This is a genomic window from Acidobacteriota bacterium, assembly GCA_028875575.1.
Lineage (GTDB): Bacteria > Acidobacteriota > Terriglobia > Versatilivoradales > Versatilivoraceae > Versatilivorator.
Genome location: JAPPDF010000020.1, coordinates 43,102 through 56,303 on the forward strand (window position 1 = coordinate 43,102; position 13,202 = coordinate 56,303).

Below are 13,202 nucleotides of genomic sequence, written 5' to 3' on the forward strand. Positions count from 1 at the left end.
CCTTCCAACGGTTTAAGCATGTCCGATCACGCTGACAGCAGCATCCATCAACGATTTTCTACCCGATGGGGCCTTCTGTTCAGCGTCTTGGGGGTGGCCGTGGGGACCGGAAACATCTGGAGGTTCCCCCGCATCGCCGCTCAAAACGGAAGCGAGCACGGCGCGGGCGCCTTTCTGGTCAGTTGGGTGCTGTTTCTGTTTCTATGGAGCATCCCCTTGATCGTGGCCGAATACGCCATTGGTCGGCGCAGTCGCAAGGGCCCCGTCGAGGCGCTGGCCGCCATTGGGGGCCGAAACCTGTCCTGGACCGGTGGCTTCGTCGCTTTTGTCTCGGCCGCCATCACTTTCTACTATGCGGTGGTGGTGGGGTGGTGTCTCTACTACCTGCTGCAGACGGTCACCGCACCCCTGCCGCTGTCCACCGAGGCTGCCTTCTCGACCTGGAACCGCTTCCAGGCTTCGGCATGGCCCTCATTCTTCCACCTCCTCGCCCTGGTGCTTTGCGCCCTGGCCATCTGGCGAGGGATCCGCTCTATCGAACGCCTCAACCGCTGGATGATTCCCACACTGCTGGCAATCGTCCTGATCTCGCTGGTCCGCGCCCTGACACTTCCCGGTTCCTGGGCGGGCGTGGCCTACCTCTTTACTCCCGACTGGGAGCAATTGCTCCAGCCGAAAATCTGGCTGGAGGCCCTCAGTCAGAATGCCTGGGACACCGGAGCCGGTTGGGGGCTCTTCCTGACCTATGCCGCCTATATGCAACGGCAACAGCCCATCGTCAAGAATGCCATCCTGACGGGCATCGGCAACAACCTGGTTTCCTTGCTGGCGGCCTTGATCGTATTTGGAACGGTCTTTTCGGTCCTTCAGACGGAGATGACCCTCTCCCGGCAGGAGACTCTCGAGGTTCTGCGTTCCAGCGGCCCCGCTTCCACCGGTCTGACGCTGATTTGGATGCCGCAGCTCTTCGCCCGCATGTCGTTGGGGATTCCCCTATCCATTCTGTTTTTCCTGGGACTGACGCTGGCCGGCTTCAGCTCTCTGATGGCCATGCTGGAACTGCAGACCCGGGTCCTGGTCGATGCCGGATTGACCCGATCCAGGGCGGTGCTGCTGATGGCGGTCGTCAGCTATCTGATGGGCATTCCCTCTGCGCTCAGCCTTTCCTTTTTTGCGAACCAGGACTTCGTCTGGGGTGTGGCCTTGATGATCTCGGGGGCTCTGGTCGCCTTTGCCGTGACCCGATACGGATGTGAGCGGCTGCGGGGAGAGGAGCTGACGGCCGATTCCGGCGACCTGTCCCCGGGTCGCTGGTGGGATGCCTCCATGCGGTACGTGGTCCCGGTTGGGGCCTCGGTGCTGTTGTTGTGGTGGCTATCCCTTTCGGCCACCGTTTACGCCCCGGATGAATGGTACAATCCCCTGCTTCCCTACAGCGTCATGACCTGCCTGTTGCAGTGGGGGACCGTGCTGACGGTGCTGTGGCTCTTCAATCGCCGCCGTTCCCGGCGCAGATGAGTCCGGCTTACGCCGTTCCGGATGGATCATTGGAGGAAGAATCTGCCGTTCGTTGTTGAAGACCAACCACGAACAAACACAAAGTCCGATGGACCTCCCATGATGCGACGACGTCAAGGGAGAAAGCCACCCCGATGGTGCGGTGGGGGATGTCGGGGGAGCGACTCCTCTGAAAGCCGTCCTGCACCCTCTTGGGAAGCACCCGCAACGCGACTGGCATGCCGGTGGGAAGGCTCTTCCATTTCGGCAGACCGACTCTCGAATGCAATCGCTTGGCCCGAAGCAGCACCAATGTCCAGGACTGCAAGTCCGCCGTATCGGCAAATTATCTTGTGCATCCTGTGCATCGATGTGAATCAAAAATCTGCCCATGCTCGACTTTGAATCGGTTTCCATCCACCCGGCAAAGGCGTTTTTGTCAAATGGGTCCTGAATTCCAAGCGTTTCCAGAAGCATGAAACGAATCCGCGTCATTGATTCCCATACCGGAGGAGAACCGACCCGGGTGGTGGTCGAGGGAGGACCCGCCCTCGGAACCGGTCCCATGGCCGCGAGAATGATCTGTTTTCGGGACCGTTTCGATCCTTTTCGCTCCGCGGTCGTGAACGAGCCGCGCGGTTCCGATACGCTGGTCGGAGCCCTTCTCTGCGAGCCCTGCAGGGCGGACTGCGCCGCCGGAGTGATTTTTTTCAATAACGTAGGCTACCTGGGAATGTGCGGTCACGGCGCCATCGGGGTAGTCTCCACCCTGGGTTACCTGGGTCGCATCCAGCCCGGCCGGCATCGCCTGGAAACCCCCGCGGGCACGATTGCCGCCAGCTTGCAACCGTCAGGGGAAGTCGTCATTGAAAACGTGGCCAGCTATCGGTTGGCCAAGGGGGTGGCCCTGGAGCTGGACGGTTACGGCCGCCTGACGGGAGACGTGGCCTGGGGAGGCAACTGGTTCTTCCTGAGCGAAGACCACGGACTTCAGCTCTCCGAGGACAACATCGACTGCTTGCTCGAATGTACCTGGAAGATCAGGCGAGAGCTACGCCATCGGGGAATCACCGGCAGGGACCGGCGGGAGATCGATCACATTGCGCTCTACGCCCCACCGCAGCGGGCCGACGCCGACTCCAGGAACTTTGTTCTCTGCCCGGGGGGCTCCTACGACCGCTCACCCTGCGGGACCGGCACCTCTGCAAGAGTTGCATGCCTGGTCGCCGACGGCCGTTTCGGCCCGGGACAAACCTGGCGGCAGGAAAGCATCATCGGCAGTCTGTTCGAGGCCACGGTCCGTCTCGACCAGGGTCGCATCGTGCCTTCCATCAAGGGTTCTGCGTTTGTCACCGCCGAGGCAACCTTGCTGCTGGATCCTCGAGATCCAATGAGGATGGGCCTCAAGCCAATGGCCAGCCCCTGAAGATTCGACCTGTCGTTCGACGCCGCTACCCAAACCGCCGGATTCTTTTTTTGGTTCAGGCGCCCAGAGAACCTATAATGCCGCAGCGGTGGCGGCATCATGACCTCCCCACACCGGCCATGACCGAATATCCCGCCGGGCACGCCCTGCCATTTCATTGCCGGAAAAACTTTCCAATGGGTATGGCAAGATGCTGAACAACAAAAGCTTGTGGTGATTTGTGCGGCGACCGGCACGGTTGGCCGGGACAGGTGCGAGAGGGACTGCAACTGCAAGGATCGATAACGGAGTGGAGGCCTGGGCGCTCCCGTAAAGCGATCGCATACATCCCCGTCCCTTGGACGTGACGACATGATTTCAGAACATTTGCTGAGGTGGCCCGACCTGGTGGCCATCTGCATCAACTTGAGCGCGATGGTGGCGATCGGCGTCTATACGGCCCGACGCAACCGTTCGGCCGATGCCTACTTCCTGGCCAATCGCAGCATGCCGGGCTGGATTGTCGGATTTTCGCTGATGGCCACCATCATCAGCTCGATGACCTTCCTGGCCATTCCCGGCTTCACCTTTGCAAAGGACTGGCGCTACATGCCGGCCCACTTCTTCTACTTCATTCCGGCCATCGTCGCCTATTTTCTGTTCATGCCCTACTTTCGCCGGGGGCACGTGCGCTCGGCCTACGAGTACCTGGAACGTCGCTTCGGCACCTGGGCCCGGCTCTATGCCGCCGCCGGCTTTCTGGTGTTTCAGATGTTTCGCACCGGCGTCATTCTCTATGCCGTCTGCCTGCCCTTCGGTCCCATGACCGGTTTCCCGCTGGAGTGGGTCATCCTGGTGCTGGGCATCCTGGTGGCCACCTACACCATCCTGGGCGGCCTGGAAGCCGTCATCTACACCGACCTGCTTCAAGGTATCGCCCTGATTGTCGGGGGGCTCATCTGCATTCCCATTGCTATCGACCTGATTCCGGGTGGGCTGTCGCAGGTGTTCAGCGAAGCGATAGCCGACGGGAAATTCGCGGTGGGCAGCACGGGCTGGGACTGGAACGAACAAACCGTCTGGGTGCTCATCATCGTCTACCAGTTCATCTTTTTCCAACTGCTCTGCACCGATCAGAACGCCGTCCAACGCTACATTGCCATGAAGACCGACCGGGATGCCAACCAGGGGCTGATCCTGTCGACCGTCATGACCATTCCGGTCTGGATCTATTTCGCTTTCATCGGGACGGCCTTGTATGTCTATTACAAGCACTTCCCCGCCGCGGAGCTGGACAGCCTGGTTGCCGAGCAGGCCTTTCCCTTCTTCGTGCTGACCCAGGTCCCGGCCGGTGCGGCCGGTTTCGTCCTCTCCGGGCTGCTGGCGGCAGCCATGTCCACGCTCGACTCCGGCATCAACGCCTCGGCCGCCACGCTGACCAATGACTTCTACCGCCGATTCAAGAAGTCGGTGGAGGATGAGCGGCACTATCTCAGGTTCGGCCGCTGGGTTTCGGTAGGCTTTGGCGCGATCATGATCACGGTGGCGCTTTTCATCCATTTCGCTCGCACCCAGACTCTCATGGACTTGCAGACCCTGGTGTTTTCGATTCTCAGTGGAGGACTGCTGAGTATCTTCCTGCTGGGATTTCTTACAGAAAGAGTCCACAGCCGAGCGGCGCTGATTGCCACCATCGTCACGGTTGCAGGGGTCTGTTTCTGGCTGTTTGCGGACTCCGCCGCGGGAACTCGACTGATGCCCGAGCTCAAGCAGGTCCTGCCGGACAAGTTCTGGATCGTGGTGTTTTCGAATATCTTTCTGTTCGGGCTGGCCTATCTCTTGAGTCGCTTCTTGCGCCCTCGAGACGCCAAAAACCTGCAGAATTTGACCGTATGGACCTCCAGGGCCGATAATCTCCCCGGCTAAGGGGAATCCAACTCAACTTGCACGCCAGCGGGAGGGAAGCCTGCCCATGTTTGAGAATCGGGTAAAGCAGCTATTGCAGGAAGGAAGGGCCGCCTGGGGAGCCGGTCTGGCCGACGCCTCAGAGATCGTGGCCCAGACGACCATCGAAACCGGCATCGATTTTCTGTGGATCGACCTGGAGCATCGTCCCTACGAGGTGGAGGCCGTGCGCTGGATCCCCCTCTTGTGCCGCCGAAATTCATGTGTCCCGCTGATTCGGGTGGCGGGGCTGGAATCCCATCTCATCAAGAAGGCCCTCGACATCGGCGCCAGCGCCATCATGGTGCCGCAGGTCAACTCGGCTGAGGAAGCCGAGCTGGCCGTGCAATATTGCAAGTACCCGCCCGAGGGAACCCGAGGCGTCTCGCCGCTTTGGCCCCACTTCGAGGGAGTGTCCTGGAGCGACTACTTGCCCCGGGCCAACCAGGAAACCCTGGTCGTCGTGCAGATCGAGACGGAGTCAGGCATCGAGAACCTGGAATCCATTGCGGCCTTGCCGGGCGTGGATGTTCTGTTTTTGGGCCCCACCGATACCTCTGCCGCTCTGGGTCATATCGGTCAGATTGAGCATCCGGAGGTTCAGGCTTTCCTGGCGGACTTTCCCCGCCGGGTGGCTCCATCGGGAAAGGCCGCCGGGATCACGCTGCAATCCCTGGAGGAGTGCCGGAGGGCTCATGAACAGGGTTATCGGTTTATCTCTTGCGGCAACGTCGTGCTCAGCGGCAAGGCGGCTCTAGCCTCGGATCTGGGCCGGTTGAGAGCCATGGAATCTTCCAAACGCGACGATTGATGGACAGAGAGCCTGCCAGAGGCAGCCGGCGATCAAGGAGGCCCGCGCTACCGGGTGAATGATGTCCAAGACCGCTTTCATGCGCTACCGGAAGGATGCCAGGGTCCACTATGGAATCCTGGAAGGAGATCGTCTCCGCCAACTGGAAGGCAACCCCCTGCATACCCGTCAGACGACCGGGACTGTTCACCGGCTCTCCGAGGTCCGCACCCTGGTTCCCTGCGAACCGTGCCAGATCCTGGCTGTGGGCCGAAACTACCGGAGCCACCTCAAGGGAAGACCGGCGCCCTCCCGCCCGGAAATCTTCTACAAGCCCTTCAATTCTCTGCAAAATCCGGACTCTCCCATCGTTATTCCGGCCGAAGCTAATGAGGTTCACCTTGAAGGCGAGCTGGTTGTGGTGATTGGACGGACCGCACGAAACGTCTCACCCGAGCAGGCGGAATCGTTTATCTTCGCTCTGACCTGCGGCAACGATGTCAGTGCCCGAGGGTGGCAGCGGGGTCCCGACCAGGACCTGCAGTGGTGGCGCGCCAAGGGGTGCGATACCTTTGGTCCCGTCGGACCGGTAATGGTTCAGGGGCTGGATCACCGAAATCTGCAACTGCAGACCCGTCTCAACGGCCAGGTGGTTCAGCAACAGTCTACGGCCGATCTCATGTTCGACTGTGCCACCGTGGTCAGCTACATCAGCCGTTATCTCACCCTCAGCCCGGGAGACCTGATATTCACAGGCACTCCGGGAGCTACCGACTGGCTCAAACCCGGCGATGTCGTCGAAGTTGAAATCGAGGGCATCGGGGTGTTGAGCAATCCGGTCGAGGCCGGCTGATATGTTCCGGAAGACTTCAACGCCGCCCCGTGCGTGCAGCCTCTTCCCTCCCCTTTGCCGCCTTCATTGACTTCATGGAGATTACCTACGGCTACAGATCCTATCGGACAGACCGCGGGAGTTCCCTGACCATTGGCAATTTCGACGGTTTCCACCTGGGTCACCAGCGCATCCTGGACACCCTGGTGGATGCATCCCGGGCCTCGGGAACGCGGTCGGTCCTGCTCAGCTTCCAGCCCCACCCCTTGCAACTGCTGGCGCCGGACAACGCCCCCCGGGCAATCACTCCCCCGGAGGAAAAGACTCGACTCCTGGGCGCCAGTCGGCTGGAGGTGCTTGCCGTTCTGGACTTTGACCGGGCCCTGTCCCGAATGACCGCTGAGGAGTTCGTGCGGGAGATCGTGGTGGGGGTATTCCGGGCGCGGGAGGTTTTCGTCGGGAGCGATTTCGCCTTCGGATACCGTCGTACCGGCGACGTTGCCTTGCTTCAAGAGCTTGGCCGGAGACTCGACTTTCAGGTCCGCATCTGCCCTCAAGTGGTAGTCCGCGGGTCCAGGGTGAGCAGCACGCGAATACGCGAGTTGATCGGTGCCGGGCGCATCAGCAGCGCCAACCGCCTGCTCGGGAGGTTTTTCAGCCTGAAGGGGAAGGTCGTGTCCGGGCGAGGTCTGGGACGAGAATCCCTGTTCCCCACCTTGAACCTGCGCCCTGGCGACGAGTTGATCCCTCGACCCGGGGTCTATGTCACCCAGGCCACATTCACTCATCAGACCCATCCCGCCGTAACCAACGTCGGCTGGCGCCCCACGGTCGCCGGGAAGGATCTCACCGTGGAAACCCACCTTATCGACACCAGCCTGGACAGCCCCCCGGACGATCTCGGCCTGGCCTTCTTGCACCGATTGAGAGACGAAGAAAGGTTCGGGTCGCTGCAGCAGTTGAGAGGCCAGATTGCCCGAGACTGCCAGCGCACCCGCCGGTTCTTCCGTCTTTTCAAGCGACTTGGTCGACCGCTGGCGCCGGCAGGCTGACCGCTTGGAGCGCCACCCAACGAGAAATGCAGGTTGGCGGGTCAAGGCCCCCCGACAAGGGTCAAGCCTTCCTGGGCTCCCGAGCGGCAACCCGGAAGGTGCCGACCGCGAAGATGCTGGGGATTTCCAGGTGCCATGCACCCTGAGGGGATCGGTAGCGCTGTTCCAGTTCGGGAAGAGTGAGGTTCTCTAGCGTATCGAAGCCACGAGCAGCCATCAGCGCTTTCATCGACGCCAGGGAGTATTCGGCGATCATGGGCTCACTCCGCTTGGCTACGAAAGCTTTCAATTTCTCTTTCATGACCCGGTGTTCGGAGCTCGAGGAGGTCTCGTCCAGCAGGTAGTCGAGCAGCAGGAGGGTACCTTCAGGCAGGTTTCGGGCAATGGATTCCGCCGTCTCACCCAGATCCTCGGCACTGAGGTAGTAGGCAACTCCCATCAGGGTCAGAAAGGTGGGCCGGGACCGTTGGAAGCCTGAGCTTTCCAAGGCCTCGACAGCGGAAATTTTGGTGAGGTCGGCGGAAACAAAATGCAGGCGAGGGGGAATGGTCCATCCTGCCCGGCGGATACGGGCCAACTTCTGGTTCTGGGTGAGGGGATGGTCGATCTCGAAGACATCGATGCGACGCATCAAGTCGGGCCGCCGGAAGGCAAAGGAATCCATCCCGGCTCCAATGATCACATATTGGTCGATACCCTTCTCTACGGCGGCTTCCAAAGCTCTTTCGGCATGTCGCGCCCGCACCAGCACGCACAAGGACACGGGTTCTATGGCTCTCAACACGCCCTTGATGAGAATCCACGACAGCGGAGGAATCCGGACCACCAGTCGCCAGAACCATCCACAGAGTAACCTGGCAAAGGGGTCCTCGAACAGCCGCACCCGATTCCTGTGGTGGATGGCCCGCACAGCGGCGGTGAGCTCGGCGGTCGAGGCTTTGCTCTTTTTGTGTAGAGATGTGGGCGTGCGAAGGCTCATGTGTGCCCTCTTGAACCGGTTGGATTCAATTTCCGCAGTCCCGGTCTGCAACCCGGACAGGTCGCCCATTATGCCACGGTCGGCCCGGCTTGCCGCTGACTGTTGACTCAGGAGAGGTCCTGTTTGCCCCCCAACGGCTCGACCGTGGCCGACTCTGCCGCGAGGGATAGGGATTCGTGGTTCTCGGGGAATGACGGCGTTCGCGAAAATTCGGCAGCGAGATCTTTGCCGGAAATGGCCACAAGAGGCACAAAACACACAAAGAGCCGGACGATGAGAAACGACCACGGCATGCGGGCCTTGTGTGATATCCAGAAACTCGTTTTGTGCCTTTTGTGGTGAACCCGCATTTCTCACCAGGTCACACCCGACACTGATGAAGGCAGAACATCACCTGTGCCGGCACAGTGGCCTGTTCCTCTGCGAATTTTGCAAAAGGCACGAGGGGATTGATATCGCGTTGAGACCGCTCGGGATTGTAATTGTAGGGTCAGGCTGTTAGGATAGTCTTGAGGCAGGCAAGCATGAAACGAGCGATTACCTATCTGCTGCTCATCCTCTTTGTGGGATCGCAGGCGGGTGACCTGGTCCGAGTCTGTGCGGAATGGCTGTGTACGGAGGGCCAAGCCCACAGTTGTTGCCACCAGTCACAATCCGAGAAAAGCAGGCTGACGGTCAAGGCGGAAGCCGGCCACTGCGCGCCGGCGGAGACAGCAAGTCCCCCTGAGCTGAATCGGGGGCTTTGCTGCGAAACTTCGTCCGAGGCCACCAACAGCTTCTTCCGCACGGCAGAGCGATTCTCCAAGGACACTATCAGGCAATTGCTCCTCTCTTCCGCCAGATCATCCGGCCAGCCGCTCTCTCCGGGCGGCTCCAGTTCTCTTGGCGGCCCTCCGCCACAATTCCTGCAGGATCTGTCCCCTCCCGACCTCCTTTCGACGGTCCTCCGTATCTAGACCCCAAGCCATCCGATTGATCGGTCCCACCTGATGAGGGTGCCGGCGTGGCATCGCGTCCGAACCCCCTCGGATGCCTGGCTGTATTCCCCCAGCACCGTTGTGGTTCGCAGCGTCGGCCCTCAATTGGAATGAGGGAAATATGAAGTCATACCCGATTGGAAGGCGAGGCACCAAAACTCTGCCCCGGGCAATCGTCGGCGGAATCCTGATCCTGGTCGGATCGGTATCCTCGCACGCCGCGGAACTCTATTCCAGCTACGGAGATCCCCGCCTGAACGAATTCATCCGCCTGGCGCTGAATCGCAGTCCCCTGCTCCAGCAGAGCCTGGCGGACTACCGGGCATCGCTGCAGCGGCTTCCCCAGGTTGGTCAACTGCCCGACCCGATGTTGGCGATCACCCAGTATGCACGCCGCCCTGAAACCAGAGTGGGGCCGCAAACCACCATGGTGACCCTGTCGCAGCGCTTTCCCTGGTTCGGCAAGCTGAAAGACCGGGAGCAGGTGTCGGTGCAGCGATCCATGGTTCTACGGGAGCAGCATCGAGCCCGCGAGGCTGAACTCGTCCGAAAAGTCAAGGACGCCTATTACAGTCTGGCCTACCTGGATCGTGTCCTCGAGATCACCCGGGAGGATGAATCCATTCTTGGGCACTACGAAACCCTTGCCCAGGCCCGCTATGCCCAGGGAGCGGGTTCGCTGCAGGGAGTGGTCAAGTTGCAGGCCCAAATCACCCGATCTCAACACCGTTTGCAGCTTTTGCAAACCCAGCGTGTGGATGTAGAAGCCCGATTGAACGGTTTGCTGGACCGGTCGGCCGCCACGGCCGTAGGCCCGGTCCGCCTGCCCTCTCCTCCTCCGCGCTCAATCGACGTCAAGCAGCTTCTGCAGACGGCACGGGTCAATCGGCCTGAGGTTCAAGCGGCGGGTCACCGAATCGAGGTGGGAAAAAGACAGATCGAGCTGGCCCAAAAGGGCTATCGCCCCGACCTCTCATTCGGAGTCAGCTTCGTCAACGTGGCAGGGCGTTCCGATCGGTTGGGAAGACTGAACCCCCCGGACCAGAACGGGAAGAACATCTACGGCCTCACCCTGGGAGTCAACCTACCCATCCGCCGCAAGAGTCAGGACGCGGCCGTGCTGGAGGCCACCGAAAGCACCATCTCCTCCCGGCGCGGCTACCGCAGCCTGATCAGGCAGGTGGAGGTCTCCATCCGTGCTGTTGGGTTTCGCATTCAAACCCTGGCGGAACAGATCGGGTTATTTGAACGGACGCTGCTTCCCCAGGCCGAACAGGTCCTTCATTCCACGGAAGAAGCCTATGCCACGGGCAGGCTGGGAGTGCTGGACCTGTTGGACAGTGAACGCGATCTATTTCAACTTCGGACAGGATTGGCCAAATTGATCAGCGACTACATGAAGTACTTAGCTGAATTGGAACGCGCGGTCGGCGTTCCGTATCGGGAGGTGAAACCATGAAATCCTACGGCGGTTGGATCCTCGGCCTTTTGCTGGCCTTTCTGCTGGGATTGGCGCTACCGCTGGCGGTCGATGTGAATCTGCCGGATTGGGAGCGGCTTGCCGGCTGGTTGGACCGCCTGCAGCCTTCCGGCCCGGGATCCGATCTCGGGCAGCAGTTGGGGCAACTCCAGCTCTGGACCTGTGGAATGCATCCCCAGGTGATTCAAAAGGAGCCTGGCAGTTGTCCCATCTGTCACATGGATCTGGTTCCGGTGAGGGAGACCGCCACTGAACCGGAACCATCGCAGAAGGAACGCAGGATTCGGCATTGGCAAGCGCCCATGGATCCTACCTATATTTCCGACAAACCAGGAAAATCACCCATGGGAATGGACCTGGTTCCGGTGTACGAGGAACCGGCCGAGGCACAGTCCGGCATACGGGTGGATGCCGATTTCCTGCAGAATTTCTCCATTCGAACAGCTCGGGTTGAAAGGGGGCGGATCCCGCGGCTGATCCGGACCATCGCCACCCTTCACTACAACCCCAGGACCATGGTGTCGATCAACACCAAGTACGAGGGTTGGATTGAAGCGGCTCACGTCAATTACCTGGGCCAGCGGGTGCGCAAGGGCGACCTGCTGTTCGAAATATTCAGCCCTCAACTGCTCACCACCCAGCAGGAGTATCTGGCAGCAATCCAGTATCTGGAGCGACTCCGCGGGCAGGCTCATCCAAAGGCCGTCAAACGGGCTCGGGACCTGGTGGAGGCTGCCCGCCAGCGATTGCTGTTTTGGGACGTCACCGAAGATCAGATCGGAACGCTCAAAACCCAGGGCAAGGCATTCAGGCGATTGAAAGTCGCTTCGCCGGCTTCGGGCGTGGTGGTCGATCAGGCCGCCGAAACACTCGAGGGCATGAAGGTCTCCCCGGGGATGAACCTCTACCGGGTTGCCGACCCCTCCACTGTCTGGGCGCAGGTGGAAATCTATCAGCATGAGATGCGGCACCTGCGAATCGGACAGAGAGTTCGGGTCAGCCTGGACGCCTTTCCCGAGCGAAAGTGGCAAGGCACCGTGGTTTCCCTGAACCCGGAGCTCGACCCCCGTACTCGAACCCTGGGAGCCCAGGTTGAAATTCCCAACCGTGACGGGCGCCTCCACCCTGAAATGGTCGCGGAGGTGGAGCTTGAAATTCCCGGACCCGCCAGGGCGCTCAAGGTGCCCGAGGAATCGGTGCTCCATACCGGAGAGAGGAGCGTGGTTGTCGTGCAGAAGGAGACCAATCTGTTTGAGCCCAGAGAAGTCGAGCTGGGAGCCGCGGGCGGCGGTTTTCAAGAAATCAGAAAGGGCTTGAAGGCCGGCGAGCGCGTGGTGACATCTTCCCAATTTCTGATCGATTCGGAAAGCAACCTGAGAGAAGCCATCAACAAAATTGCGGCGCAAAGCGAAGTCGGACGGGAGTTGGAGGCAACCGATAACCGCTAGCCAGACCAAATCGCGAGGAAAGGGCGATGCTGACGAATATCATCGACTGGTCCATCCGTAACAAATTATTGGTATTGCTGGGAGCGGCTTTCCTCTCGCTGGCAGGCGTCTACGCGGTTCAGCAGGTGCCCGTGGACGCCATTCCCGACCTCTCCGACGTTCAAGTCATCGTTTACACCGAATACCCGGGACAGGCCCCTCAAATCGTGGAGGACCAGGTTACCTATCCCCTGACCACGCGAATGCTGTCGGTGCCCTTTACCAAGGTGGTTCGGGGTTACTCCTTCTTCGGCTACTCCTTTGTCTATGTTCTGTTCGAAGACGGCACCGACATCTATTGGGCGCGCAGCCGGGTCCTGGAATATCTCGACGCCGCCTCCCAGATGCTTCCCGCAAACGTCACGCCGACTCTGGGTCCCGACGCCACAGGGGTCGGGTGGGCGTTCATGTATGTCCTGCAATCGGATCGCCACGATCTCAGTCAACTGCGCTCCATCCAGGACTGGTATCTGAAATACGAGCTAACAGCGGTCCCGGGTGTTTCGGAGGTCGCCAGCGTCGGCGGTTTCGTACGGCAGTATCAGATCACCGTCGATCCCAACAAGCTTCGAGCCTACAACATTCCCATTTCCCAGATTCGGCGCGCCGTTCAACGCAGTAACAGCGACGTCGGTGGACGCTTGCTGGAAGTTGCCGAGCGGGAGTTCATGATACGAGGTCTGGGCTACATCCAAAATCTGGAGGATATCCGCAGGATCGTGCTGGGGGTAGGCAGCAATGGAGCCCCCATCCTGCTGG

General features: G+C 60.3%; 11 protein-coding genes. 10 read left to right on the forward strand and 1 reads right to left on the reverse strand.

Annotated elements, in window-relative coordinates:
- Positions 1-18: 18 nt before the first annotated feature.
- From OXI69_02740 to OXI69_02765, 6 genes are all read left to right on the forward strand, one after another.
- A complete protein-coding gene (locus OXI69_02740) occupies positions 19-1,518 on the forward strand; it encodes a sodium-dependent transporter (protein ID MDE2665049.1) in 1,500 nt (499 codons plus the stop codon).
- A 454-nt stretch (positions 1,519-1,972) separates the two neighbouring features.
- The gene (locus OXI69_02745) at positions 1,973-2,923 is read left to right on the forward strand and encodes a proline racemase family protein (GenBank protein ID MDE2665050.1); all 951 of its coding nucleotides are present in this window, start codon (positions 1,973-1,975) and stop codon (positions 2,921-2,923) included.
- 351 nt (positions 2,924-3,274) lie between these two features.
- Positions 3,275-4,828: a sodium/solute symporter gene (locus OXI69_02750; GenBank protein ID MDE2665051.1), complete on the forward strand. Its 1,554-nt coding sequence runs from the start codon at positions 3,275-3,277 to the stop codon at positions 4,826-4,828.
- A gap of 46 nt (positions 4,829-4,874) precedes the next feature.
- A complete protein-coding gene (locus OXI69_02755; GenBank protein MDE2665052.1) occupies positions 4,875-5,657 on the forward strand; it encodes an aldolase/citrate lyase family protein in 783 nt (260 codons plus the stop codon).
- Between the two features lie 61 nt (positions 5,658-5,718).
- A complete protein-coding gene (locus OXI69_02760) occupies positions 5,719-6,489 on the forward strand; it encodes a fumarylacetoacetate hydrolase family protein (GenBank protein ID MDE2665053.1) in 771 nt (256 codons plus the stop codon).
- A 29-nt stretch (positions 6,490-6,518) separates the two neighbouring features.
- Positions 6,519-7,520 (forward strand): bifunctional riboflavin kinase/FAD synthetase, encoded by a 1,002-nt coding sequence (locus OXI69_02765; protein MDE2665054.1) that lies wholly within the window; start codon positions 6,519-6,521, stop codon positions 7,518-7,520.
- 61 nt (positions 7,521-7,581) lie between these two features.
- Here the strand turns inward: OXI69_02765 and OXI69_02770 are convergent, their stop codons facing one another.
- Positions 7,582-8,499: a class I SAM-dependent methyltransferase gene (locus tag OXI69_02770; protein ID MDE2665055.1), complete on the reverse strand. Its 918-nt coding sequence runs from the start codon at positions 8,497-8,499 to the stop codon at positions 7,582-7,584.
- 524 nt (positions 8,500-9,023) lie between these two features.
- Here OXI69_02770 and OXI69_02775 point away from each other — a divergent pair.
- The 4 genes from OXI69_02775 to OXI69_02790 form a co-directional block, all read left to right on the forward strand.
- Positions 9,024-9,455, forward strand: coding sequence for a hypothetical protein (locus OXI69_02775; protein MDE2665056.1), 432 nt, complete (start codon positions 9,024-9,026; stop codon positions 9,453-9,455).
- Positions 9,456-9,597: 142 nt separating this feature from the next.
- Positions 9,598-10,935 (forward strand): TolC family protein, encoded by a 1,338-nt coding sequence (locus OXI69_02780; protein ID MDE2665057.1) that lies wholly within the window; start codon positions 9,598-9,600, stop codon positions 10,933-10,935.
- Positions 10,932-12,404: an efflux RND transporter periplasmic adaptor subunit gene (locus tag OXI69_02785; protein ID MDE2665058.1), complete on the forward strand. Its 1,473-nt coding sequence runs from the start codon at positions 10,932-10,934 to the stop codon at positions 12,402-12,404. Before OXI69_02780 ends, OXI69_02785 begins: the two co-directional genes overlap by 4 nt.
- 26 nt (positions 12,405-12,430) lie before the next feature.
- The coding region (locus tag OXI69_02790) for an efflux RND transporter permease subunit (protein MDE2665059.1) at positions 12,431-13,202 on the forward strand (772 nt) is incomplete at its 3' end.

Excerpts from the sequence above, each read along its gene's own strand:
- OXI69_02740 (MDE2665049.1), top strand. The coding sequence starts at position 19 with ATGTCCGATCACGCTGACAGCAGCATCCATCAACGATTTTCTACCCGA.
- OXI69_02745 (MDE2665050.1), top strand. The coding sequence starts at position 1,973 with ATGAAACGAATCCGCGTCATTGATTCCCATACCGGAGGAGAACCGACC.
- OXI69_02750 (MDE2665051.1), top strand. The coding sequence starts at position 3,275 with ATGATTTCAGAACATTTGCTGAGGTGGCCCGACCTGGTGGCCATCTGC.
- OXI69_02755 (MDE2665052.1), top strand. The coding sequence starts at position 4,875 with ATGTTTGAGAATCGGGTAAAGCAGCTATTGCAGGAAGGAAGGGCCGCC.
- OXI69_02760 (MDE2665053.1), top strand. The coding sequence starts at position 5,719 with ATGTCCAAGACCGCTTTCATGCGCTACCGGAAGGATGCCAGGGTCCAC.
- OXI69_02770 (MDE2665055.1), bottom strand. The coding sequence starts at position 8,499 with ATGAGCCTTCGCACGCCCACATCTCTACACAAAAAGAGCAAAGCCTCG.
- OXI69_02775 (MDE2665056.1), top strand. The coding sequence starts at position 9,024 with ATGAAACGAGCGATTACCTATCTGCTGCTCATCCTCTTTGTGGGATCG.
- OXI69_02780 (MDE2665057.1), top strand. The coding sequence starts at position 9,598 with ATGAAGTCATACCCGATTGGAAGGCGAGGCACCAAAACTCTGCCCCGG.
- OXI69_02785 (MDE2665058.1), top strand. The coding sequence starts at position 10,932 with ATGAAATCCTACGGCGGTTGGATCCTCGGCCTTTTGCTGGCCTTTCTG.